We start from the raw sequence: 22,449 nt of genomic DNA, 5'->3' as shown, positions 1-22,449 counted from the left end.
AGATGAAGCTCGCCGAGACTGCTCCGACCCCCGCTCCCGAAGCGCCGCCCGCTGCCCCCCTGTCCCTGGACGAGGTACGCCGCATCACCCAGCTCCTGGAGGCCATCAGCGAGGACCGCTTCCTGTTGGCCGGCCTCCCCGAGGAGGACCGCATCGCCTTCCTGAGCGCCGCGGGCCGCGTGCTGCACCCGGACCGCGACACCAAGTCCCGGATGGCGAAGGCGCTGCGCCGAGACAGGAAGAAGACGAAGCGCGAGCACGACCGCGCCATCCGCGCCACGACGGAGATTCGCACCCTGCGCCGCTCCGCCATCTTCACGGTGCCCGCGCTGCCCCCACCGCCCCCCACGGAGGCAGGGCCGGAGCGCATCCTTGAGCAGCCCCGCCGCTGCTACGTCTGCAAGGCCGAGTACCGCAAGCTGCACTTCTTCTACGACGCGATGTGCATCGAGTGCGCGGACTACAACTACGCCAAGCGCACGCAGCGCGCTGACCTGAATGGGAAGGTCGCGCTCATCACCGGCGCCCGGGTGAAGATTGGCTTCCAGGCCTCGCTGATGCTGCTGCGCTCCGGCGCGCGCGTCATCGCCACCACGCGCTTCCCCAACGACGCCGCGCAGCGCTACGTCCAGGAACCGGACTTCGCTGACTGGGCGCACCGGCTGCACATCCACGGGCTCGACCTGCGGCACGCGCCCAGCGTGGAGCTCTTCGCGAAGTACATCGAGCAGACGCACGAGCGCCTGGACATCCTCATCAACAACGCCGCGCAGACGGTGCGCCGGCCGCCGGGCTTCTACGGCCACCTGCTGCCGGGAGAGATGCGCCGCGCGGACGACCTGCCGGCGGCGGCGCGCGCGCTGCTCGCGGGCCATGACGCCTGCGTCTCGACGGTGCAACCGGCCGCCCTGGGCGCGGGCAACGCGGGCGGTTCGGAGCTGGCCACCACCTGGCGCAGCAGCGACCCGGCGCTGGGCATCCACTCCTCCGCCGCGCTGTCCATGCTGCCCTACAACCTGGAGCAGGAGGGTGACGAGCGCGCCCTCTTCCCGCAGGGCCGGTTGGACGCGGACCTGCAGCAGGTGGACCTGCGGGACGTGAACTCGTGGCGGCTGCGGCTCGCCGAGGTCCAGACGGCGGAGATGCTGGAGGTCCACCTCATCAACGCGGTGGCGCCCTTCATCCTCGTCGGGAAGCTGAAGCCGCTGATGCTCAGGGACCGCTCGTCCCCCGGCCACGTGGTGAACGTCTCCGCGATGGAGGGCAGCTTCTCGCGCGGGACGAAGACGGACAAACACCCGCACACCAACATGGCGAAGGCGGCGCTCAACATGATGACGCTGACCTCCGCGCCGGACTACGCCCGCGACAACATCTACATGAACGCCGTGGACACCGGCTGGGTCACCGACGAGGACCCCGCGCAGCACGCGGAGCGCAAGGTGCAGGAGCTGGACTTCCAGCCACCGCTGGACATCGTCGACGGGGCGGCGCGGGTGGTGGACCCCATCATCGCCTCGGAGAACAGCGGCGAGTACGTCTGGGGCAACTTCTTCAAGGACTACCGTCACACCGCGTGGTGACACGCAGACCGGGGGCGTCATGGCAACCCGCAGTCTCCGCTTCGAGTCGTACGTGGAGGTCACTCCCGCTGAAGCCTGGGCGTGGGTGACGTCGATGAAGGGCATCTCCATGGAGATGCACCCGTACCTGCGGATGACGGCGCCTCCGGGCGTGGCGGGGCTCGGGGACGTGCCCTTCGAGCCGGGCCAACCGCTGTTCCGCAGCAAGCTGCTGCTGGGCGGCGTGCTGCCGGTGGGCTGGTCCGACCTGACGCTGCGCGAGCTGGAGCCGGGACGCCGCTTCGTCGAGGAGTCCCCCATGAGCGCGATGCGTCAGTGGCGGCACGAGCGCCGCATCATCGAGGCGCACGCCGGCGTCGACATCATCGACCAGCTCGACTTCGAGCCCCGCTTCGGCGGCTGGCTGGCGGAGGCCTTCATCCGGCGCCTCTTCGAGCACCGCCACTCGGTGCTCCGCCGCGCATTGACGCCGTCAATAGGTGGACGGGCGTCCCTGGAAAAGCCAGCCTAGCGGGACATGAGCCCCGAAGAACAATTCCACGTCGAAGTCCTCAAGCTGCTGCTCCAGGTCGCCACCGTCGATGGCCGCGTCGCGCACTCCGAGATTGAACACATCCTGGACACTGCGCGAGGCATGAGCGTGCCCCTGCCGGAGCTGGCCGCGCTGACGCGCTGTCTGCGGAACAACGAGCCCCTGCCTCCGCCGAACATGGGCATCCTGCGCACCAACCCCTCCGCCGTCATCCGGGAGGCGAAGACGCTCATCGCCAGCGACGGCAGCGTGCACGCGGCCGAAATCGAGATGCTGCGGCAGATTCGGGAGCTGCTGGGCGTCACCAACTGACGTCCGCCGCGCGCGCTACGACTCGGCCTCCGGGGCCTCCAGCAGCTTGTAGAGCGTCTTGCGGTCCACATCGAGCAGGCGCGCCGCCTCGCTCTTGTTGCCGCCCACGTGCTGGAGCACCTGCGCGGCGTAGCGGCGGGAAAGCTCGGCCAGACTCGGCATGTCGCCCGCCAGGCCCGCCATCTTCGGGGTGGACGCATCCCCAATGGGCTCCGGGAAGTCCTGGGGCCCCAGGACGCCCGTCACGTTGAGCGCCAGCGCCCGCGCCACCACGTTCTCCAACTGCCGCACGTTGCCCGGCCAGTCGTAGGCCGCCAGGCGCGCGTTCGCCTCCGACGTCACCACCGGCCGCACGCCGCCGCGCGCATGTCGCCCGGCGAAGTGCTCCACCAACGCGGGGATGTCCTCGCTCCGCTCCCGCAGCGGTGGCAGGTGCAGGTGCACCACGTCCAGGCGGTACAGCAGGTCCTCGCGGAAGAGGCCTTCCGCCACCCGCGCCTTGAGGTCCTTGTTCGTCGCCGCCACCACGCGCACGTCCACCTTGACGGGGACGCTCTCACCCACGCGGCGGATTTCGCCCTCCTGCAACACGCGCAGGAGCTGCGACTGCACCTTCATGCCGACGTCGCCAATCTCATCCAGGAAGAGCGTGCCGCCGCTGGCCTCCTCGAAGACGCCTCGCCGCGCGCCGGACGCGCCGGTGAAGCTGCCCTTCGCGTGGCCGAACAGCTCGCTCTCCATCAGCGACTCCGTAATCGCGCCGCAGTCCACGGGGATGAAGGGCCCGTTCATGCGCGGCGAGCGCTTGTGCAGCGCGCGCGCCACCATCTCCTTCCCCGTGCCCGTCTCGCCCGTAATCAACACTGGCACGTTGCTGGCCGCCGCGCGCGCCACGTGCTTGTACACCTCCAGCAGCGCCGGGCTGCGGCCCACCAGCATCAGCGAACCGCGCTCCACCTGCTGGCGCAGCGAGCGGTTCTCCTCCACCAGCCGCTTCTGCTCCAGCGCCCGGCGCGCCACGCGCAGAATCGCGTCCACGTCGAAGGGCTTCGCCAGGTAGTCGAAGGCGCCCTGCTGGATGCTGTCCAGCGCGCCCTCGATGTTGCCGAAGGCTGTCACCACCACCACGGGCGTGTCCGGCAGCTGCGCCTTCACCTCATGGAGCACCTTCAGCCCGTCGCCCGGCTCGGGCATGGCCATGTCCGTGAGGACCAAATCAAAGGCGCCCTCCGCGATGCGCTCGGTGGCGCGGCGCGGGTCCGGAGCCTGCGTCACCGCCCCCAGCGGCCCCAGCAAGCGCTGGAGCAAATCGCGGGCCTGCGGGTCATCATCCACAACGAGGATGCGGGCTGAGCTCATGTGCCGACCTTGCGCATTCCGGCGGAAGCAGTCGTTGTCTGAGAACCGCTGGTGCCCGCCGCCGGGCGCACCACGCGGGGGAAGCGCACCACCACGTGCGTTCCCATTCCTTCTTCCGAGCGCACCACCAGCGTGCCGCCGTGCGCCTCCACCACGCGCTTGGTGGTGACCAGCCCCAGTCCGTGGCCCGGCAGCCCGCGCACCTCAGGCGCGCGGAAGAAGGGCTGGAACAGCGAGGCCTGGGTGCCCGGCGCCATGCCGATGCCGTTGTCCACGACCTCCAGCACGGCCATGCCGTCCTCGGTGGCCACGCGCACCTTCACACGGGGGTCGGGCCGGCCCGCCGAGTACTTCACCGCGTTGGTGAGCAGGTTGCGCGCGCTCACCTGCAACAACTGTCCGGGGCAGTCCACCGCCACGCCGGGCTCCAGCTCCCGCTCCAGCGCCACGCCCTGCGCCGCCGCTGTCTGCGCCACCTCCAGCAACACGGTGGTGACGGCCGTGTCCAGCTCACCCACCGTACTCTCGCCGCGCGTACCGGCGCGGCAGAAGCGCAGCAGCGCCTCGATGAGCTCGCCCATGCGCACAGCGCTGGACTCACACTGCGCCAGCATCTCCAGCGCGCCCGCGTCATTCACCGCGCCGGTGCGGCGGATGAGCGTCAGGTACCCCTTGAGCGGCGCCAGCGGCGAGATGAGGTCGTGCGCCACGCGCCGCGTGAAGGCGTCCAGCTCCTGGTTGTGCCGGCCCAGCTCCTCCAACTGGCCCTGGATGATGGCCTCCTGGCGCTTGAGCAGCGAGGTGACGCGCCAGCCCACCAGCGACGACAGGAGGATGGCCAGCAGCGTGGCACCCGCGCCCAGGGCGGTGTTGCGCACGCGCAGGTCCTCCAACCGGTTCACCAGCCTGCGTGCCTCGGCCGCGTTCTCCTCCTCCAGCGCGCCGCCCAGCGCGTCCAGCTCCGCCGCCAACGGGCGGATGCGCTCGGCCAGGTGGCGCCGGGCCCGCTCCGCCTCGCGGCGCTGCGAGAAGATGGCCGCCGCGCGCACCTGGTCCGCCAGTCCCTGGCACGCGGCGTTGAAGCGGTACCACAGCGCCTTCTCGCCCTGCGGGAGGTTGCGGGTGTACGCCTCCGACGAGGCGCGGATGTCCGCCAGGATCTGCTCCATCACCGCGTCCGCGGCGCGGCGCTCGGCGTCACCCGTGGCGCGGACATGCGCCTCGATGGCGGCCTCCAGCGACAACGCGTCCACACGAATGCGGCCAATGGAGCCGGCCCGCTCCAGCGCCTCCTGCACCAACCCGTCCACCTGGCTGCCCGTGCGGACTTCCGTCCACAACGTGAAAGCGGTGACGGCGGACAGCAGGACGACCACGAAGAAGAAGCCGGCCCGGTAGCCGCGGATGGGGATGCGGGAGCTCGCCACGCCGTTCCTCTATCACGGGGCCAGCGCCGCGCGTCCGACGGGACGTCAGGGCACCGTCGGGGCAACGTTCCCGGCCGCCGGGGGGGCAGCCGGCTGGGGCGGATTGTTCAACCGCCGCCGTGCACGCTCCAGCGCGGACTCGTACCAGACGTCCGACAGCTCCTCGTGCATCTCCTTCAGCTCCTTCAGCTCGTTGACCTCGCGCTCCAGCGCCAGCAGCTGGGTGTTGTGCTCCTCCAGCGCGTGCCGGTCCGCCTCGGTGCGCACCAACTCTTCCAACAGCGCCGCGCGCGCATGCTCCGCTTCCGCGCGCTCCAGCCGCACCTGCTCCAGCGCGGACTCCAGTTGGGCCATGCGCAGTGCGAACGACTCGGCCCGCTCCCGCTCCGCCTCGTACTCGCGACGCCACCGGTCCGCCTCGAGGACCTGGGCCTCCAGTCGCTCGAGCGGAATACCCGTCGCGCAACCCGTACCCAGGACGGCCAACGCTGTCGCGAAACAGAGGAACCGCATGGACCATCTCTCCCACACCATGACCGCGCGACATGCGCGGCGAAGGTGCTGGGCCGACACCCTGCAACCAGATGACGCGTGCAGCTTGCTCAAGTGCTCCGTCATCGTCAAAGCAGCAACTGCCCGTCTGGGGAGCCCGCCCCCATTGTCGGAGCTCCAACTGCGGAGTTTCTCCCCACGGACAACCCCGCCAGATACCTGCTCTCCCTCTGACAACGCTCCTGGCACGCCGCCTGCTCATGTCCTCGCTCGCTGGGACGGCGCAATCTCGCGTCGTCGTTCGTCAACGGAGCTGTTCATGAAGACCGTGTTCGCCGCCGCTCTCCTCGCCGCCGCCACCGCGTTCGCCAATACCCCGGCTCCCTCCGAGCCCGCTGCCGAAGCCAAGCCCGCAGCGGCCGAAGCCAAGCCCGAGGCCGCCGAGGCTCCCCTGGCTGAAGAGGCGAAGGCCGAGGCGGCCCCCGAGGCCAAGCCCGCCAAGAAGGCCACGAAGCCGGCGAAGAAGGCCGCCAAGGCCAACTCCGCTTCCGACGCTAAGTAATCAAGATTTACGGCTTTATAGCCAGTGCGCGGGGGTACCTCTTCCAAGGGAGGTACCCCCGTTGCTTTTACGGGTCTATAAAAACCCGTCTTGCCTCGATTTCTGAGACGCCCTCTCGAAACGCCTATCGAGGTCTGAGAAAACCCATCCGGGTCAGGACTTTCGCACACCCGTCAATCCGTCCAGTAAACGTGAGATTTGACAGAAACAGAAGAATCCTGCTTAATATGACTTCAGAGAATCACTGACTGTCCCGGATAGGGACGGAACTCAAACGAGCGCACCAATGATCGAAGCCTTCTCGAAGGTGTCGGAAGCCTCGAAGCTGCTGCTGGAGAAGGGCCTGGGCCCGAGCACCGGCATGGAGGCGCTGCGCATGGTGGGCCACGCGCTGGGCGTGGACCGCGCGTACATCCTGGAAAACCGCGTGCAGGGCACGTACGGCCGGTTCATCACGGACATGCGCTACGCCTGGGCGGAGCCGCCCACGCCGTCGCCGCTGGCCAACCCGGTGATGCGGGCCTTCTCCTTCCGCGAGTTCGCGCCGGGCTGGGTGGACATGCTGGAGGCCGGCATGGTGGTGGCGTGCCCCACCCGTGACGCGCCCCCGACGATGAAGGACTTGTTGGAGCGCCAGGGAACGCAGTCCATCCTCCTGTGCCCCATCAACCCCTCCCGGCAGCAGTGGTGGGGCATGGTGGCCTTCGAGGACTGCCGCCGTCCCCGCGCCTGGAAGCCGGAGGAAGTGACGCTGCTCAAGTCCCTGGCGCGCGCGGTGGCGGCGTCCGTCCGACATGGGCAGATGCGCTCCTCCCTGGACCAGGTCCGAAACAACCTGCGCCAGGCGGTGAGCCGCACCCCGGTGTCCGGACTCTGAACGGCAGGCAGGCGGGGCGCCTGGCGGCTTGCCGGGGGGCAATGCTGACCCGTGCACGAGCGGACATTTCCAACGCCGGGTTTCTGCTACCCTGGCCGCCCCTTCGCTCACCGCCATGTCCTCAATCGACCCCACCGCGATCAGCCGTCCGCGCTCGCCGGACATCATCAGCGGCTACCACCTCGACAAGCTTGTCGGCAGCGGAGGCATGGGGGAGGTCCACAAGGCCACCCAGCTCTCGCTAGGCCGCACGGTGGCGGTGAAGCTCCTCAATCCCGAGCTGGCGAAGGACCCGTCCTTCATCGCGCGCTTCCAGAAGGAAGCCGCCGCGCTCGCGGCCCTGAGCCATCCCCACATCGTCTCCATCGTCGACAAGGGGAAGACGGACACCACGTACTACCTGGTGATGGAGTTCGTGGACGGCCCGTCGCTGCGGGAGCTGATTCGCGAGCCGCAGTTGGACGTCGTGGGCGCCCTGCGGCGCATGCTGCAGATCTGCCGCGCCATCGAGTACGCGCACGGTCGCGGCGTCATCCACCGGGACCTGAAGCCGGAGAACATCCTGCTGGACCAGCAGGCCGGCGGCATCGCCAAGGTGTCGGACTTCGGGCTCGCGTCCTTCCTGGAGGATGCCAGTCCCTCCTCGCGCTACGCGCTCACGTCCACGCACGTGTCCATGGGCACGCTGTCGTACATGGCGCCCGAGCAGCGCGTGGACGCGAAGAGCGCGGACGCGCGCGCGGACATCTTCTCGCTGGGCGTCATCCTCTACGAGTGGCTCACCGGGGAGGTGCCGCTGGGCACCTTCGACCCGCCGTCGCGGCGCAAGCCGGGGCTGGACTCGCGGCTGGACGCCATCGTCACGCGGTGCCTCAAGCCGGACCCGGAGGACCGCTACCCCTCCGTCACCACGCTCATCGCGGACCTGGAGCTGCTCGTCCCGGGCAGCCTGCCGTCCCTGGCGCCGGTGAAGCTGACGCACCTCCAGCGCGTCCGCCAGGGCGTGCGCAAGGTGGTGCGCATGGCCCTGCAGGCCGCGGCCGTGCTGCTGGTGGTGGCGGCGCTGGCCGTGCTGGGCCGGGAGTGGCTGCGCAGCGGGGAGAAGGCCGTGCCGCCGCAGCCCGGCGCCGCGCTGAACGCGGACCTGGGTCCGCCATCGCCCCGGTCCATGCCCGGCCGGCTGGAGACAGGCTCCGAGAAGCGCACGGTGTCGGTGGGTGCCGGCCCGGACGCGCCGTCGCTCCTGGTCGCCGGACGGCCGGTGGAGGCGGAGGAGAAGGCCATCATCTTCCCGCCCGTGGAGGAGCGCTCGCAGTCGCGCGTGGGCCGTGCCCGCGTGGACGTGGTGGGGCTGGACGGCGACATCGCCGTGCTCAGCGCCCGCGTGCGCGCGGACGCGCCGCCGGACACCTGGAAGCGCCGCGCCTACGTCATGCTCTACGGGCCGTCGCTGCAGGCCCCCGCGGCCGCGCTGCTGCTGCAGGGCAGCACGGGCCGCTACGTGGCGCTCATCCATGACGGCGCGGGCGCGCCGCTGCGGCTCGAATGGGCCCTGGGCGAGCGCCGCGGCACCATGCTGGGCCTGGCGTCGCCGGAGGGCGAGGCCGCGCTGGAGCTGCGGGTGGACGCGGACGGTGTCATGCAGGGCTACGTCGGCAAGGGCAAGGACCAGCGGGCCATTGGCGAGCCGCTCAACCTGGGTCCGGGCTGGATGGAGCACTTCGGGGACGCGCCCGTGCCCGCCTTCGGCTGCATCGAAGGCACCTGCCGCGCGGAGGGCTTCCTCTACACCGTGCGGCGCGCGCCGCCTCCGGGGACGACGGCGCCCGTGCCCGACGTGCCGGTGGCGAAGGCGGTGGTCGCCGCGGTGCCCGCCAAGCGGCCTGCTCCGCCGCCTCCCCCGAAGAAGCAGCCCGCGAAGGCCCCCGTGAAGAGCCCTCCCAAGCGGCGGTAGAGCGTCCGGCAGCACGCGCCCCGGACATTGCTGCGCAGGGGAATATGGCCACGGCCGAGGGATTGCACTATCCCTGGCTCCTCCTATGCGCACCATTCGACTCGGCTTCGCCGCGCTCGCACTCGTCACGGCCCTCACGGGCTGCCACCGTTCCACTTCCACGGCGACACCGCGCGTCCTCGAAACCGCCGCGGAGCAGGCGCAGAAGGGCACCCAACAGGCCCGCACGCTCGCGTTCGCGGGCTTCCATGCCCTGCTCGTCGCGGGTGACGCCTCGCTGGCGCAACAGCGCTTCGATGACGCCATTGCCCGCGATGCGGGAGATGTCTACGCGCTGGCCGGTCAGTCGCTGATGGCACGCCGCGCGGGCCGTCCCGACCGCGCCCTGACGGCGTCACTGGAGCTGGTGGCGCGCGCGCCCACGCACCCGCTGGCGGCCGTCGCGGCGCGCCACGTGTTGGATTCGGTGGGCACGTCGCGGGCGCTGGACGACGACATCCTCAGTGGCGTGGAGCGAGCGCTGGCGGCGGGCGCGACGGGCGAGGCCGCCTATCTGATGCGCGGCGCGCGGATGTCGGTGGCCGTGGTGCGCGGCGACGCGGAGGCCCGCGACGCGGCGATGCGGCAACTGGGCGGGGTGAGCGAAGTCTCGCTGGTGGGGCCCTTCTCCCCCTTCCACGTGCTGGCCTGGGACGAGAGCACGCCCGTGAGCCAGAATGGTTCGCTGGCGGGCCCCTTCACCGGCGCCTTCGGTCCGCTGCCGGTGCGCACGGTGCGCGCCCCCGACGGGCGGATGGACCTGACGGGAGAGCCCGGCCAGGGCGACCTCTACGTCCAGGCCTTCGACGCGGACGTGACGGAGCCGGGCCTCTATGTGGCTCGCACCGTGAGCGGCACCTCGCATCAGGTGCTGATGGACGGGGCTCCGCTGATGGAGCGCCGGGCCTGGGAGCGCGCCACCTCCACCGTCACCGCGCGCGCCGTGCAGCTGCCCGCGGGCAAGCACCGCTTCGTCGTGCGCCAGCTCAAGGGCGGCACCTCCGGCCTGCTCACCTTCGCCCTGCTGCGCGTGGACGGGCGCCCGTCCGGCGTGCGCTTCAGCACGGCCACCGGCGCGGCGCCGCGGGCCTGGGGCAGCAAGGCCGAGTTCTCCGACGAGACGCCCGGCGTGTTCCCCACCACGGAGGGCTTGAAGACGGCCCTGCACGAGGAGGCCGGTGAGCTGCTGGCCGTCGTGCTGGCGGTGCGGGACGGCCTGCAGCGGGACGCGGACGGCGCGCGGCGGCTGATGGCCTCGGTGGACGCCAACACCCCGGCCCTGCTGTGGCTGCGCGCGGAAGTCGCGTCCGCGGACCGCACCGTGCCGTCCAAGGTGGCGCGCGGCCGGGCCACGCGTGACCTGGAGTCCGTGCTGGCCAAGGACCCGGGCAACGTGGCGGCGCTGTTGCTGCGCGCGGAGCTCTTCCTCGACGAGGGCCAGCCCACCTCCGCCATGGACATGCTGAAGACGGCGGCCGAGGTGGCCCAGCCCGCCGGCCACCCGGTGTTCATGCTGCGCGCCCGCGCCGCGCTGGCGCTGGAAGTGGAAGCCCTGGCGGAGGAGTCACTCACCGCGGCGCTGGAGGCCCAGCCCGGCCTGTGCGAGGCGCTGACGCTCCAGTACAGCCTGGCCCGCCGCCGTGACGCGGCGGAGCGGAGCGACACCCTGGCGGCGTCCCTGAATGGCTGCCCGGGGACGGTGGTGCGCCAGGCCGAACACGCGCGCACGCGCGGCGACATGGAGACGGCGACGAAGCTGTACAGCGAGCTCCAGTCCCGCGACCCCAGCAGCATCAGCCTGGCCAACACGCTGGCCAACCTCTACGTGTCCAAGCGCCGCTTCGACGACGCCACCGCGGTGCTCCAGAAGCTGGCGACCGTGTGGCCTCGCAACGCGGAGCTGGTGAAGCGCATGGCGGACGTGCGCGAGTACGCGGGCCAGCCGGCCGAGGCGCTCAAGCTGCGCGAGAAGGCGCTGGCGATGGCGGGCGACGACCTGACGCTGCGCCGCACGGAGGAGCGCGCGAAGACGGGCCGCGAGCTGCTGCAGGCGTACGCCGTGGACGGACGCGAGGCCATCCGAGCCTACGAGGCGGAGCCCGTCAGCGGCGGCAGCGCGGCGGCCTTCGTGTTGGATGCGGCGGCGGTGCGCGTGTACCCCGACGGCAGCATCGTCAACCGCATCCACACGGTGCAGAAGGCGCTGGAGCAGTCGGGCGTGCAGGAGATCGCCGAGGTGAACGTTCCGCGCGGCGCGCAGGTGCTCGCGCTGCGCACGCTGAAGGCGGACGGCCGGGTGCTGGAGCCGGAGAACATCGAAGGCAAGGACACGGTGAGCCTGCCCGGCGTGGCCGTGGGTGACTACGTGGAGGTGGAGTACCTGCTCGCGGAGCCTCCGCGCGGCCCCGCGCAGCCGGGCTTCACCGCGTCCGCCTTCTACTTCCAGATTGCGAACCAGCCCAACGCCTGGGTGACGTACACGGTGGTGGCGCCCAAGGGCGTGGGCATGAAGGTGGACGCTCACGGGATGAAGGTGCCGGAGCCCAAGGTGGACGGCGACCTGGAGGTGTTCCACTTCGAGACGCGCCGGGTGCCGCCGTTCATCCCCGAGCCGGACGCGCCGCCCTCCGCCAACGAGTACCTGCCCTTCGTCATCGTGGGCGCGGGCGACACGGGCAACGAGAGCCTGGTGAAGCTCTACGGCGATGCCTTCCAGGAGCGCTGGCTGCGCACGGCGGAGGTGGACGCCTTCGCGCGCAAGGCGGCGGAGGGCAAGTCCGGCCTGGACGCGGTGAAGGCGTTGCACGCGGCGGTGATGCAGCGCTTCTCCGGCCGGGACGCGAGCCTGAGCCAGACGGCGGCGTCCACGGTGGCCCAGGACCGAGGCAGCCGGCTGACGGTGATGAAGGCCGGCCTGGACGCGCTGGGCATCCCCTCGCGGGTGGTGGCGGTGCGGACCTTCAACACCGACCCGTCGGCCTACACCTTCCCCCAGGACGCGCTGCTGCCGTACGCGGCGCTGCGCGTGGAGGTGCCCGGCACCGAGCCGGTGTGGGTGGACACCTCCGTGCGCTACGGCCCCTTCGGCGAGCTGCCGGAGCTGGCCATGGGTGAGCGGGAGGCGTGGCTGCTGCCCGAGCCCGGCCGCCCGTTGCAGAAGGTGCAGACGCCGCCCCTGAAGGAAACCCCCGGCAAGGAAGTGAAGCTGACGCTGAAGCTCGCCGAGGATGGAACGCTCAGCGGGCAGGGCGAGGAGACGTACTCCGGCTTCGAGGCGGCGCAGATTGCCGAGGCCTTCAACCAGCTGTCGGCGGAGAGCCGCAATCAGGCGCTGCAGGGGGCGGTGGCGCGGTATTTCGGCGGGGCGTCGCTGTCGAGCGTGAAGCTGGAGAACCAGGAGCAGGTGGGCGCGCCCTTCGTGCTGCGCTACGAGTTCACCGTGCCGCGCTTCGGACGGATGGAGGGCGGCCAGCGGATGGCGCTGGGGCCCCTCACCTTCCCCGCGCAGTTGGGCCGGCGGTTCGTGCAGCTGAGCACGCGCCGCACCCCGCTCTACATCGACACCACCGAGGCCAGCCGCACGCAGGTGACGCTGTCCATGCCCAAGGGCTGGAAGCTCGCCGACCCCCAGGCCTCGCTGGAGGCGAACAACGCCTTCGGCCGCTTCACCCGGTCCGAGAAGCAGGACGGCTCGACGCTCAGCGTCACCGAGTCGCTGCGCGTGCCGCGCAACCGCGTCATGCCCGGCCAGTACGAGCTGTTCTCTGGGTTCACCGGAGACGTGGACCTCATCCAGACGCGGGAGCTCGTCCTGGTGAAGCCCTAGCCGGGGGGATGAATAAAGCCGGACGGCACCGCGTCTTTTTTCTACACCGGCCCCGCACTGAGGGACTCTCAGGGGGCCGGTGGCAGAATCTGTCTGGTAACCCACGGAGATGACGCGATGACTCCTCGATGGTGGGCTTGTCTGGTGACCTTGCTGGCGGCGCCCATGGTTCACGCGCAGACCGCGCCGGTCCCCGCGTCAGAGCCTGGATATTCCGAATACGCGTACGACGACACGGAGTTCGAGGACGAGGACACGGCGCCCATGGCGCCCTACGCCCCGCCCCAGCTCCCCGCCGAGAATCCCTCCGGCCGGCCCTTCACGGGCGCCGTCTGGGCCTCCGGCCACTGGTACTGGGACGGCGACGAGTGGCGCTTCAACGCCGGCACCTGGCTGGCGCCCATGGACGGCTACCGGTTCATCAACGGCTACTGGGAGCCGGACGGCCGGATGTGGCGGTGGGTGTCCGGCGGCTGGGCCCGCCATGACTCCCCGGTGGTGGAGATTCCCATCGCCGTGGCGAGCGAGGAACTGTCCACGCAGCAGGCGCCGCCGCCGCTCCGCGTCGAGCACGCGCCGCCGCCGCCGGCCCCCTCCTACGTCTGGACGCCCGGCTACTGGTACTGGGCCGGCGCCAACTACGTGTGGGTGGACGGCATGTGGGCCGCCCCGCCCCGTCCTGGGCTCGTCTACGTGTCGTCCCGGTGGATGCGCCGCGGGCCCTCCTGGTACTTCTCCGCTGGCGGCTGGGCCACCCGGGGCTCGGTGCGTGTCACGGTGCCCGTCTACCGCCACGCGCACGTCACCGTGGCGCGCCGGCACCCGCACTACTTCACGCACTCCTGGCGCCGCTACCCGGCGGTGCGCCACCACGTCTACCACCACCCCGGGAACCACTACCGGCGTGGCCCCAGCCCGGTGCGTCAGCACTACCGTGGCAACAACGGCAATCACTGGGGCAATGGCAACTACCACCGGGCGTCGCCCGGCGGGCACGGGGGCGGGGGCCATCACCGCCGCGATGGAGGCCATCACCGCCGCGAGGGGGGACATCGCGGCGGCCGGGACTGACGCCTCACGGCGCGCTCAGGGAGGCAACCCCACCCCGAGCAAGTCCCGGATGGTGGCCGCCGTGCGCTGCTACTTCGCGCCAGCGGCCTCCGCCTCATCCCGGAAGATGGCTACGACGGGCTTGCCGTCCTCGCCCACGTAGCCGCGGTACATGCCGGCTGAGTTGAAGGGCATGGCCACGTTGCCCTCGCGGTCCATCGCGATGACGCCGCCCTCGCCGCCGACCTTCACCAGCACGTCGTTGATGACGACGTCGGCGGCCTCCGGCAACGGCACGTTCTGGTATTCCACGCGGGCGCAGATGTCGCGCGCCACGGTGTAGCGAATGAAGAACTCGCCATGGCCGGTGGCGGACACGGCGCAGCGCGCGTCCGCGTACGTTCCCGCGCCGATGATGGGCGAGTCCCCCACGCGGCCGTAGCGCTTGTTCGTCATGCCCCCCGTGGACGTGGCCGCGGCGAGCGCGCCCGTCTGGTCCAGGGCCACGGCGCCCACGGTGCCGAACTTGTGGTCCCCGCTCACCGGGTCATATCCCGACGGGAGCGAGGAGGACGGCTGCCGCGAGCGCTCCTTCTCCAGCGCGCGCTGGAGGCCCTGCCAACGGTCCTCCGTGTAGAAGTACTTCGGGTCCACCAACTCCACGCCCTGCGACTTCGCGAAGGACTCGGCGCCCTCCCCCACCATCATCACGTGCGGCGACTGCTCCATGACGAGCCGCGCCAGCAAGATGGGGTTCTTCACGTGCCGCAAGCCCGCCACGGCCCCCGCCTTGCGCGTCGTGCCATCCATGATGGCGGCATCCAGCTCGTTGACCCCGTCGTGCGTGAAGACGGCGCCCTTGCCCGCATTGAAATACGGAGAGTCCTCCAGGATGCGGACCGCGGCGCTCACTGCGTCCAGTGCGGAGCCGCCGCCGGCCAGCACCGCGTGTCCCGCCTGGAGGGACTGGGTCAGCGCGGCGCGGACCTCCGCCTCGCGCTCTGAGGAGAGATTCTCCCGGGAGATGACACCCGCGCCGCCGTGGATGACCAGCCCCCACTTCGGCTTGGGCGCGTCCTGCGAGGCCGGCTGCTCGCTGTCGGTGCGAGCAACCGGGGTACTGGCACAGCCCACGGGAGAAAGCAGCATCACGGCACCCACGACGAGAGCACGGCGGAGGAGAACGGAAGCGGCGGACATTCGAAGGACCTCCAGAGCGCTCCGTCGGTAGCACGCCCTCCGGGGAGGCACAACGCGAGGCCCTGCGGGAATGCACAGTGTCGAGACGACAAACCGTTCCGACTCAGCGAGGTGTGCGCGATGAAGAAGCTGAAAGGGTTGCGAGTGGCCGTGCTCGCGGCGGATGGCTTCGAACAGGTGGAGCTGACAGCACCGGTGAAGAAGCTGGAGCGTCAGGGCGCCGAGGTGACGATTGTGTCCCCCCACAAGGGCCGCATCCGCGGGATGAACCTTCTCATTCCAGGGAAGAAGGTAAGCGTGGACGCGTCCCTGCGTGAGGTGAAGGCGGCGGACTTCGACGCGGTCCTCCTCCCAGGAGGTTTCGTGAACCCGGACCTCCTCCGGCAAAGCGCGCTCGCGCTCGACTTCGTCCGCGACGCCGACGCGCTGGACATGCCCATCGCCGTCATCTGCCATGGCCCCTGGGTGCTGATTTCGGCGGGACTCGTGGAGGGACGGGCGCTGGCCGCGTGGCCGGGCATCCGCGACGACGTGCGCAACGCGGGTGGCCGCTGGGTGGACGAGCCGGTGATGCGCGATGGCAACTGGGTCTCCAGCCCGGGACCGAGACAGATGTTCGCGTTCATCAAGGGCATGGTGGAGCTCTTCGCGGAGAAGATGCCGGAGGTCTCCGCTCGTGCGCCGATGGTACCCGTGCGCCAGGCAGCGCCTTCCCTGTGGCCGAAGCTGCTCGCGGGAACGCTGGCCTCCGCGGCGCTCGGATTGGGCGCGCGGCGGCTGGCCCTGCGCTGAGACGTCACCGGCCCTTGGCGAAGCTGTTCGCCGAGGGCCTTCGTCCCGCTGCTACATCCAACCGAGCTGGAGCCGCGCCACGTCCGACATGCGCTCCTGCCCCCAGGGCGGATCCCAGACGAGCTCCACGCGCGTCTCCGCCACCCCCGGCACCGAGCCCACCTTGGTGCGCACGTCCTCCACCAGCACCGGTCCCATGCCGCAGCCGGGCGCGGTGAGCGTCATCTGGATGTCCACCCGCTGCCCGCCTTCCGGCAGCGGCTCCGCCTTGCACGCGTACACCAGGCCCAGCTCGACGATGTTCACCGGAATCTCCGGGTCGTACACCGTGCGCAGTTGCTCCCAGACCTGCTCCTCGTTGAACTCGCTGGGGTCGCCGGCGACCTTCTCCTTGGGGGCGTACTCCTCGCCCAGCGCGCCGCCGTCCTTCTCGTCGATGCGGAAGAGCTGACCGTAGGGGTCCTGCACCGTGATGTTGCCGCCGAGCGTCTGCGTCACCCGCAGCTCGGCGCCTTCGGGCAGCACCACCCGGTCCCCGCTGGGGATGATTGTCGCGGACACGTCGCGCTCCAGCACCGCCATCATTCCTCGCATGTGGCCCTCCACCCCTACTCCGTGGACACGGCCTCGCCGCGTCCCTCCAATGCCGCGCGCAGCGTGTGCCAGGCCAGGCTGGCGCATTTCACCCGCGCGGGAAACTCACTGACGCCGGACAGCACCGCCAGCTTGCCCAGCGCGTCCACGTCCACTGACTCCGGACCTTCCGTCACCAGCTTGTGGACGCGCTCGAAGAGGTCCTCCGCCTCCGCGCGCGTCCGGTCCTTCACCGCCCCCGTCATCAACGACGCGGACGCCTTGGAGATGGCGCAGCCCTGGCCCTGGAAGGCCACGTCCTTGATGACGCCGCCCTCCACCTTCAGCGTCACCACCAACTGGTCGCCGCACAGCGGGTTGTGGCCCGCCGCCTCCGCGGTGGCGCCCTCCACCACGCGGTAGTTGCGCGGCCGCTTGGAGTGCTCCAGCACGACCTCTTGATAGAGGTCCTTCAAGTCATCCGACGCACTCACTGGAACACCTCCAGGACCTTGTGCAGGCCACGGACGAGCGCGTCCACGTCCTCGCGCGTGTTGTAGAGCGCCAGCGACGCCCGGGACGTGGCCGGCACCTTGAAGTGCTGCATCACCGGCTGCGCGCAGTGGTGGCCCGTGCGGATGCAGATGCCCTCGCGGTCCAGGATGGTGCCCACGTCGTGCGGGTGGACATCCGCCAGCATGAAGGACAACACGCCGGACTTCTCACGCGCCGTGCCCACCATGCGCAGCCCCGGCACCGCCTCCAGCGCCTGCGTGGCGTAGGCCAGCAGCTCCCGGTCGTGCGCGGCGACGTTCTCCATCCCCAGCGCCTCCAGATAGCGGATGGCCGCCGCCAACCCCACCGCGCCCTCCAGGTTGGGCGTGCCCGCCTCGAAGCGGTACGGCACCCGGTTGTACGTCACCTTCTCCATCGTCACGGAGAGGATCATGTCGCCGCCGCCCTGGTAGGGCGGCATCGCCTCCAGACGCTCCTTGCGGCCGTACAGCACGCCGATGCCGGTGGGGCCGAACATCTTGTGCCCACTGAAGGCGTAGAAGTCGCAGCCCAGGTCCTGCACGTCCACGGGGAAGTGCGTCACCGCCTGTGCGCCGTCCACCAGCACAGGGATGCCCTTCGCGTGGGCCCGCCGCGTGAGTTCCTTCACCGGCACCACGGTGCCCAGCGCGTTGGACACGTGCGTCACCGCGAGGATGCGCGTGCGCTCCGTCAGCAGCGCGTCCACGGCGTCCAGCACCAGCTCGCCCCGGTCATCCACGGGGATGACCTTGAGCACGGCGCCCGTCTGCTCGCACAACATCCGCCAGGGGACGATGTTGGCGTGGTGCTCCATCTGGGTGATGAGCACCTCGTCTCCGGCGCCGATGTGCTTGCGCCCGTACGTCTGCGCCACCAGGTTGATGGCCTCGGTGGTGCCACGCACGAAGACGACTTCCTTCGCGTCCCGGGCGTTGATGAAGCGGCGCACCGTCTCACGCGCACCCTCGTAGGCCTCCGTGGCGCGCTCGGACAACACATGGACGCCGCGGTGCACGTTGGCGTTGTCGTGCTGGTAGAAGCGCACCAGCGCGTCGATGACGGCCTGCGGCTTCTGCGCCGTGGCGGCGCTGTCCAGGTACACCAGCGGCCGGCCCCGCACCTCCTGGTGGAGGATGGGGAAGTCCTTGCGGACCTGATTCACGTCGAAGCCGCTCATGCCGTCACCTCGCGCTGCGCCGCGCCCGGCAGCTTCACGGCCAGGAGCGCTTCGATGTTCGCGCGCACGGGGCCGGCGGGCACCGCCTCCACCACCTCGCGAGCGAAGGCGTAGGTGAGCAGCCGCTCCGCCTCTGCCTGGGGCACGCCGCGCGAGCGCAGGTAGAACAGCGCCTGCGCGTCCAGCCGCCCCACCGCCGCGCCGTGCGCGCACTTCACGTCGTCCGCGAAGATTTCCAACTGAGGCCGTGCGTCCGCCTGCGCCGACTCCGACAGCAGCAGGTTGCGGTTCTGCTGCCGCGAGTCCGTGTGCTGCGCGTCCTGCCGCACGCGGATGAGCCCGTGGAAGGTGCCGCGTGACTGGCCATCCAGCACACCCTTGTACAGCTCGCGGCTGGTGCACCGGGGCACCGCGTGGTCCAGCGCCGTGCGGTTGTCCAGGTGCTGCGCGCCCTGCCCCACGTACAGGCCATTCAACGTCGCGTCGCCACCCTCGCCCGCGAAGGCCGCGTGAACCTCGTTACGCGCCATGGCCCCACCAAAGGCGAAGGCATGCGAGGCGAAGCGGCTGTCCCGCCCCTGCCGTGCATGGAGCGCGCCCACATGCAGCGCCGCGTCCGCCTCCACCTGGACCTTGTAGTGGTGGAGGCTGGCGTTGTCGCCCAGCGTCACCTCCGTCACCGCGTTGGTGAACGTCGCCGCCGAGCCCGCGGGGCCCGCGCTGGCATACGTCTCCACCAGCGACGCTTCGCTGCTCTCCCCCGCCACCACGAGGATGCGCGGGCTGGACAGCACCGGCGCGTCACCGCGCGTGAGGAACACCACCTGCACGGGCACCTCGCTCAGCGCACCCGGTGCCAGCCGCAACAGCACGCCCTCTTCCAGCAGCGCCGCGTTGAGCGCGGTGAAGGCGTGCTCGTTCGCCAGGGCCCGCTGCCCCAGCACGGACTCCAGCAGCTCGCCGTCCTCACGCACCGCGTCCCGCAGCGGCTTCAGCGTCAGTCCGCGCGGCAGGCCCGCCACGGACGACAGCTCCGGCGCCAGCCGCCCGTCCACGAACACCAACCGGGGCCCCGGCAGGCCCAGCCGCTCCACCACCGCCGACAGGTGGGCGGTGTCCCGGGACACACCCGTCCGTGGAATGAACGTTCCTTCCGCGATGGACCCCAGCCGGGAGTACTTCCACGCCTCGTCACGCGTCGTGGGCAGGCCCTGTCGCTCGAAGTGGGCCAGGGCATCGGCACGCAGGCGCTTGAGCCACTGTGGCGCGGACGCCTGCTCGGGCGCCGCCTGGAAGCGCGTGGCCACGTCCAGGTAGTGCGCCAGGGCGGCCGTCATCGCCGTGCCTCCGCCGTCGTCTTCTTTCCACCGTCCAACCCCAGCCAGCCGTAGCCCTTCTCCTCCAGCTCCAGCGCCAGCTCGCGCCCGCCGGAGCGGACGATGCGGCCCGCCGCGATGACGTGCACCTTGTCCGGGACGATGTAGTCGAGCAGCCGCTGGTAGTGCGTAATCAGCACCATGCCGCGCTCGGGCGAGCGCAGCGCGTTGACGCCGCCCGCCACCGTGCGCAGCGCGTCGATGTCCAGGCCGGAGTCCGTCTCGTCGAGGATGGCCAGCCGCGGCTCCAGCACCGCCATCTGGAAAATCTCGTTGCGCTTCTTCTCGCCGCCGGAGAAGCCCTCGTTCACCGAGCGGTTCATGAAGGCCGCGTCGAGCTGCACCAGCTTCGACTTCTCCTTGGCCAGTTGGAGGAAGTCCATGGCGTCCAGCTCCTCCAGCCCCTTCGAGCGGCGCTGCGCGTTGAGCGCGGTGCGCAGGAAGTGGATGTTGCCCACGCCCGGAATCTCCACCGGGTACTGGAAGGCGAGGAACACGCCCGCGGCGGCGCGGGCCTCGGGCGACAGCTCCAGCAGCGGCTTGCCGTCGAACAGCACCTCGCCCTGCGTCACCTCGTAGCCGTCACGGCCCGCCAGCACACTGGCCAGCGTGCTCTTCCCAGAGCCGTTGGGGCCCATGATGGCGTGGACCTCGCCGGGCGCGACCTCCAGGTCGATTCCCTTGAGGATGTCCTTGCCCGCCACGCGGGCGTGCAGGTTGCGAACAGTCAATAGCGCCATGCCTACCCCACGCTCCCTTCCAGGCTCACTCCGAGCAGCTTCTGCGCTTCCACCGCGAACTCCATGGGGAGTTCCTTGAACACCTGGCGGCAGAAGCCGTTGACGATCATCGACACCGCGTCCTCCTGCGAGATGCCCCGCTGCCGGCAGTAGAAGAGCTGGTCCTCGCCAATCTTCGACGTGGACGCCTCATGCTCCACCTGCGCCGACGCGTTCTTCACCTCGATGTACGGCACCGTGTGGGCGCCGCACTTGTCACCGAGCAGCAGCGAATCGCACTGCGTGTAGTTGCGCGCGTTCTCCGCGCTCTTGAGCACCTTCACCAGCCCCCGGTACGTGTTCTGCCCACGGCCGGCGGAGATGCCCTTGGACACGATGGTGCTGCGGGAGTTCTTCCCGATGTGCACCATCTTCGTGCCCGTGTCCGCCTGCTGCATGTTGTTGGTGAGCGCCACCGAGTAGAACTCGCCCACCGAGTCATCCCCCTTGAGGATGACGCTCGGGTACTTCCACGTAATCGCCGAGCCCGTCTCCACCTGCGTCCACGAAATCTTCGCCGCCCGGTGCGCGATGCCGCGCTTGGTGACGAAGTTGAAGATGCCGCCGCGCCCCTCCGCGTCGCCCGGGTACCAGTTCTGCACCGTGGAGTACTTGATGGTGGCGTTGTCGAGCGCCACCAGTTCCACCACCGCGGCGTGGAGCTGGTTGGTGTCGCGCTGGGGCGCCGTGCAGCCCTCCAGGTAGCTCACGTAGGAGCCTTCCTCCGCGACGATGAGCGTGCGCTCGAACTGGCCCGTCTCCGCCGCGTTGATGCGGAAGTACGTGGACAGCTCCATGGGGCAGCGCACCCCCTTGGGGATGTAGACGAACGAGCCGTCACTGAAGACCGCCGAGTTGAGCGCGGCGAAGTAGTTGTCCGAGTACGGCACGACGGTGCCCAGGTACTTCTTCACCAGCTCCGGGTGCTCGCGCACGGCTTCGGAGAACGAGCAGAAGATGACGCCCGCCTTGGCCAGCTTGTCCTTGAACGTGGTGGCCACCGACACCGAGTCGAAGACGGCGTCCACCGCCACGTTCTGCAGCAGCTTCTGCTCATGCAGCGGAATGCCGAGCTTCTCGTAGGTGCGCAGAATCTCCGGGTCCACCTCGTCCAGGCTGGCCTTCACCGGCTTCTGCTTCGGCGCCGAGTAATAGCGGATGGCCTGATAGTCGATGGGCGCGTAGGTGACGGCCTGCCACGTGGGCTCCTTCATCGTCTTCCAGTGGCGGAAGGCCTTGAGGCGCCAGTCGAGGAGGAACTCCGGCTCACCCTTCTTCGCGGAGATCTGGCGGATGACGTCCTCGTCCAGCCCGGGGGGAAACGTGTCCGATTCCACCTGAGTGACGAAGCCCGCCGCATACGGGCGGCGCGTCAGTTCCTGGAGGGTTTCGGTGCTCATGAGCGGACTCCTGTCGCGGAAGCGGGAGGGGGGTGGCCAGCGGCCGGGGAAGGCGCCGGGCGAGAGGGTGTCCCCAGGCCCACGAGGCGCTCTGGCACGCGGGGCGCGGGGGCGATGAGGTCCGCCAGCGTCAGCCGCCCCAGGGCCTCCTGGATGGCGTCGTTGATGAGGCGCCAGTGGCCCCGCACCTGACAGACGGACTCCAACTCACAGGGCGCACCCCCGGAGGTGTGGACGCCACACTCCGTGAGGGCGACCGGCCCCTCGAGCGCGGCGACCAGTTCGGCCAGCGGAAGCTCATGGGCCGGGCGTGCCAGTCCGTAGCCGCCGTTGGCGCCACGGTGCGACACCACGAGCGCCGCCTGGAGCAGGCTCTTGAGCACCTTGCTGGCCGAGGGAAGTGGCACGCGCGTGCGCGCCGCCAGCTCACGGGTGGTGCGCGTGTCACCCTCCGCGCGAGCCAGCTCGGTCATCAGCACGATGCCGTAGTCGGTCATCTTGCTCATCCGGAGCATGGGTGCGGGTGTCTCCTCTCTGGGTCCAGGCGCCGAAAAACCTCGGGCCACGGAGAACCTCATATGTAATCAGGACCGTTTCAGTCC

20 protein-coding genes are annotated in these 22,449 nt (G+C 70.3%); 9 read left to right on the top strand and 11 right to left on the bottom strand.

Going from position 1 to position 22,449, the window contains the following annotated elements; all coding sequences use genetic code 11:
* The first annotated feature begins 2 nt into the window (after window positions 1-2).
* From F8M74_RS32505 to F8M74_RS32495, 3 genes are read left to right on the top strand one after another with little or no spacing between them, the layout of a single operon-like run.
* The gene (locus F8M74_RS32505) at window positions 3-1,583 is read left to right on the top strand and encodes an SDR family NAD(P)-dependent oxidoreductase (protein WP_141256959.1); all 1,581 of its coding nucleotides are present in this window, start codon (window positions 3-5) and stop codon (window positions 1,581-1,583) included.
* A 19-nt stretch (window positions 1,584-1,602) separates the two neighbouring features.
* Window positions 1,603-2,094, top strand: a complete 492-nt coding sequence (locus F8M74_RS32500; protein ID WP_194857006.1) for a hypothetical protein — start codon at window positions 1,603-1,605, stop codon at window positions 2,092-2,094.
* A 6-nt stretch (window positions 2,095-2,100) separates the two neighbouring features.
* On the top strand, window positions 2,101-2,427 hold the full coding sequence (locus tag F8M74_RS32495; RefSeq protein ID WP_141256958.1) for a TerB family tellurite resistance protein: 327 nt from the start codon (window positions 2,101-2,103) through the stop codon (window positions 2,425-2,427).
* Between the two features lie 15 nt (window positions 2,428-2,442).
* On the opposite strand, the gene F8M74_RS32490 is transcribed toward F8M74_RS32495, so the two are convergent.
* Genes F8M74_RS32490 through F8M74_RS32480 form a run of 3 tightly spaced genes read right to left on the bottom strand, consistent with a single transcriptional unit; the run spans window position 2,443 to window position 5,726 of the window.
* On the bottom strand, window positions 2,443-3,786 hold the full coding sequence (locus tag F8M74_RS32490; protein WP_141256957.1) for a sigma-54 dependent transcriptional regulator: 1,344 nt from the start codon (window positions 3,784-3,786) through the stop codon (window positions 2,443-2,445).
* A complete protein-coding gene (locus F8M74_RS32485) occupies window positions 3,783-5,213 on the bottom strand; it encodes an ATP-binding protein (RefSeq protein ID WP_141256956.1) in 1,431 nt (476 codons plus the stop codon). Before F8M74_RS32485 ends, F8M74_RS32490 begins: the two co-directional genes overlap by 4 nt.
* Window positions 5,214-5,258: 45 nt before the next feature.
* Window positions 5,259-5,726: a hypothetical protein gene (locus F8M74_RS32480; RefSeq protein ID WP_141256955.1), complete on the bottom strand. Its 468-nt coding sequence runs from the start codon at window positions 5,724-5,726 to the stop codon at window positions 5,259-5,261.
* A 298-nt stretch (window positions 5,727-6,024) separates the two neighbouring features.
* On the opposite strand from F8M74_RS32480, the gene F8M74_RS32475 reads away from it, so the two are divergent.
* The 5 genes from F8M74_RS32475 to F8M74_RS32455 all read left to right on the top strand — a co-directional run bounded on the left by F8M74_RS32475 (window position 6,025) and on the right by F8M74_RS32455 (window position 14,034).
* Window positions 6,025-6,267, top strand: coding sequence for a hypothetical protein (locus tag F8M74_RS32475; protein WP_141256954.1), 243 nt, complete (start codon window positions 6,025-6,027; stop codon window positions 6,265-6,267).
* A 286-nt stretch (window positions 6,268-6,553) separates the two neighbouring features.
* Window positions 6,554-7,144 carry a GAF domain-containing protein gene (locus tag F8M74_RS32470; RefSeq protein WP_141256953.1) on the top strand — a complete coding sequence of 197 codons (591 nt, stop codon included), beginning with the start codon at window positions 6,554-6,556 and terminating at the stop codon, window positions 7,142-7,144.
* A 115-nt stretch (window positions 7,145-7,259) separates the two neighbouring features.
* Window positions 7,260-9,098 (top strand): serine/threonine-protein kinase, encoded by a 1,839-nt coding sequence (locus F8M74_RS32465; RefSeq protein WP_141256952.1) that lies wholly within the window; start codon window positions 7,260-7,262, stop codon window positions 9,096-9,098.
* An 85-nt stretch (window positions 9,099-9,183) separates the two neighbouring features.
* The gene (locus F8M74_RS32460; protein WP_141256951.1) at window positions 9,184-12,963 is read left to right on the top strand and encodes a tetratricopeptide repeat protein; all 3,780 of its coding nucleotides are present in this window, start codon (window positions 9,184-9,186) and stop codon (window positions 12,961-12,963) included.
* 117 nt (window positions 12,964-13,080) lie between these two features.
* Window positions 13,081-14,034 (top strand): YXWGXW repeat-containing protein, encoded by a 954-nt coding sequence (locus F8M74_RS32455; RefSeq protein WP_141256950.1) that lies wholly within the window; start codon window positions 13,081-13,083, stop codon window positions 14,032-14,034.
* A 69-nt stretch (window positions 14,035-14,103) separates the two neighbouring features.
* Here F8M74_RS32455 and F8M74_RS32450 read toward each other — a convergent pair whose 3' ends face one another.
* The gene (locus F8M74_RS32450; RefSeq protein WP_141256949.1) at window positions 14,104-15,213 is read right to left on the bottom strand and encodes an isoaspartyl peptidase/L-asparaginase family protein; all 1,110 of its coding nucleotides are present in this window, start codon (window positions 15,211-15,213) and stop codon (window positions 14,104-14,106) included.
* Between the two features lie 120 nt (window positions 15,214-15,333).
* On the opposite strand from F8M74_RS32450, the gene F8M74_RS32445 reads away from it, so the two are divergent.
* A complete protein-coding gene (locus F8M74_RS32445; RefSeq protein ID WP_141256948.1) occupies window positions 15,334-16,005 on the top strand; it encodes a type 1 glutamine amidotransferase domain-containing protein in 672 nt (223 codons plus the stop codon).
* A gap of 51 nt (window positions 16,006-16,056) precedes the next feature.
* Here the strand turns inward: F8M74_RS32445 and sufT are convergent, their stop codons facing one another.
* From sufT to F8M74_RS32410, 7 genes are read right to left on the bottom strand one after another with little or no spacing between them, the layout of a single operon-like run.
* Complete coding sequence (gene sufT, locus F8M74_RS32440) at window positions 16,057-16,599, bottom strand: putative Fe-S cluster assembly protein SufT (protein ID WP_140860970.1); 543 nt, start codon at window positions 16,597-16,599, stop codon at window positions 16,057-16,059.
* A 14-nt stretch (window positions 16,600-16,613) separates the two neighbouring features.
* The gene (gene sufU / locus F8M74_RS32435; RefSeq protein ID WP_011551277.1) at window positions 16,614-17,072 is read right to left on the bottom strand and encodes a Fe-S cluster assembly sulfur transfer protein SufU; all 459 of its coding nucleotides are present in this window, start codon (window positions 17,070-17,072) and stop codon (window positions 16,614-16,616) included.
* On the bottom strand, window positions 17,069-18,292 hold the full coding sequence (locus F8M74_RS32430) for a cysteine desulfurase (RefSeq protein ID WP_141256947.1): 1,224 nt from the start codon (window positions 18,290-18,292) through the stop codon (window positions 17,069-17,071). Before F8M74_RS32430 ends, sufU begins: the two co-directional genes overlap by 4 nt.
* Window positions 18,289-19,629, bottom strand: coding sequence for a Fe-S cluster assembly protein SufD (sufD, locus tag F8M74_RS32425; protein WP_141256946.1), 1,341 nt, complete (start codon window positions 19,627-19,629; stop codon window positions 18,289-18,291). The genes F8M74_RS32430 and sufD overlap by 4 nt, the downstream gene beginning before the upstream one ends.
* Window positions 19,626-20,408, bottom strand: a complete 783-nt coding sequence (sufC, locus tag F8M74_RS32420) for a Fe-S cluster assembly ATPase SufC (protein WP_141256945.1) — start codon at window positions 20,406-20,408, stop codon at window positions 19,626-19,628. The genes sufD and sufC overlap by 4 nt, the downstream gene beginning before the upstream one ends.
* Window positions 20,409-20,410: 2 nt before the next feature.
* A complete protein-coding gene (sufB, locus tag F8M74_RS32415) occupies window positions 20,411-21,847 on the bottom strand; it encodes a Fe-S cluster assembly protein SufB (RefSeq protein WP_141256944.1) in 1,437 nt (478 codons plus the stop codon).
* Complete coding sequence (locus tag F8M74_RS32410) at window positions 21,844-22,362, bottom strand: SUF system Fe-S cluster assembly regulator (protein WP_141256943.1); 519 nt, start codon at window positions 22,360-22,362, stop codon at window positions 21,844-21,846. The genes sufB and F8M74_RS32410 overlap by 4 nt, the downstream gene beginning before the upstream one ends.
* Between the last annotated feature and the right edge of the window lie 87 nt (window positions 22,363-22,449).

This window comes from Myxococcus sp. CA023 (genome assembly GCF_010998615.1).
Classification (GTDB): domain Bacteria; phylum Myxococcota; class Myxococcia; order Myxococcales; family Myxococcaceae; genus Myxococcus.
Note: the sequence above shows the minus strand (reverse complement) of the source record. Positions and strands in the feature narration are given on the sequence as shown.

Bases quoted from the DNA above. Each gene is read 5' to 3' on its own strand.
- F8M74_RS32490 (WP_141256957.1), bottom strand. From the start codon at position 3,786: ATGAGCTCAGCCCGCATCCTCGTTGTGGATGATGACCCGCAGGCCCGC.
- F8M74_RS32480 (WP_141256955.1), bottom strand. From the start codon at position 5,726: ATGCGGTTCCTCTGTTTCGCGACAGCGTTGGCCGTCCTGGGTACGGGT.
- F8M74_RS32495 (WP_141256958.1), top strand. From the start codon at position 2,101: ATGAGCCCCGAAGAACAATTCCACGTCGAAGTCCTCAAGCTGCTGCTC.
- F8M74_RS32465 (WP_141256952.1), top strand. From the start codon at position 7,260: ATGTCCTCAATCGACCCCACCGCGATCAGCCGTCCGCGCTCGCCGGAC.
- F8M74_RS32450 (WP_141256949.1), bottom strand. From the start codon at position 15,213: ATGTCCGCCGCTTCCGTTCTCCTCCGCCGTGCTCTCGTCGTGGGTGCC.
- F8M74_RS32460 (WP_141256951.1), top strand. From the start codon at position 9,184: ATGCGCACCATTCGACTCGGCTTCGCCGCGCTCGCACTCGTCACGGCC.
- sufB (WP_141256944.1), bottom strand. From the start codon at position 21,847: ATGAGCACCGAAACCCTCCAGGAACTGACGCGCCGCCCGTATGCGGCG.
- F8M74_RS32475 (WP_141256954.1), top strand. From the start codon at position 6,025: ATGAAGACCGTGTTCGCCGCCGCTCTCCTCGCCGCCGCCACCGCGTTC.
- F8M74_RS32445 (WP_141256948.1), top strand. From the start codon at position 15,334: ATGAAGAAGCTGAAAGGGTTGCGAGTGGCCGTGCTCGCGGCGGATGGC.
- sufT (WP_140860970.1), bottom strand. From the start codon at position 16,599: ATGCGAGGAATGATGGCGGTGCTGGAGCGCGACGTGTCCGCGACAATC.
- sufC (WP_141256945.1), bottom strand. From the start codon at position 20,408: ATGGCGCTATTGACTGTTCGCAACCTGCACGCCCGCGTGGCGGGCAAG.
- F8M74_RS32430 (WP_141256947.1), bottom strand. From the start codon at position 18,292: ATGAGCGGCTTCGACGTGAATCAGGTCCGCAAGGACTTCCCCATCCTC.
- F8M74_RS32505 (WP_141256959.1), top strand. From the start codon at position 3: ATGAAGCTCGCCGAGACTGCTCCGACCCCCGCTCCCGAAGCGCCGCCC.
- F8M74_RS32470 (WP_141256953.1), top strand. From the start codon at position 6,554: ATGATCGAAGCCTTCTCGAAGGTGTCGGAAGCCTCGAAGCTGCTGCTG.
- sufD (WP_141256946.1), bottom strand. From the start codon at position 19,629: ATGACGGCCGCCCTGGCGCACTACCTGGACGTGGCCACGCGCTTCCAG.
- F8M74_RS32410 (WP_141256943.1), bottom strand. From the start codon at position 22,362: ATGCTCCGGATGAGCAAGATGACCGACTACGGCATCGTGCTGATGACC.
- F8M74_RS32500 (WP_194857006.1), top strand. From the start codon at position 1,603: ATGGCAACCCGCAGTCTCCGCTTCGAGTCGTACGTGGAGGTCACTCCC.
- F8M74_RS32455 (WP_141256950.1), top strand. From the start codon at position 13,081: ATGACTCCTCGATGGTGGGCTTGTCTGGTGACCTTGCTGGCGGCGCCC.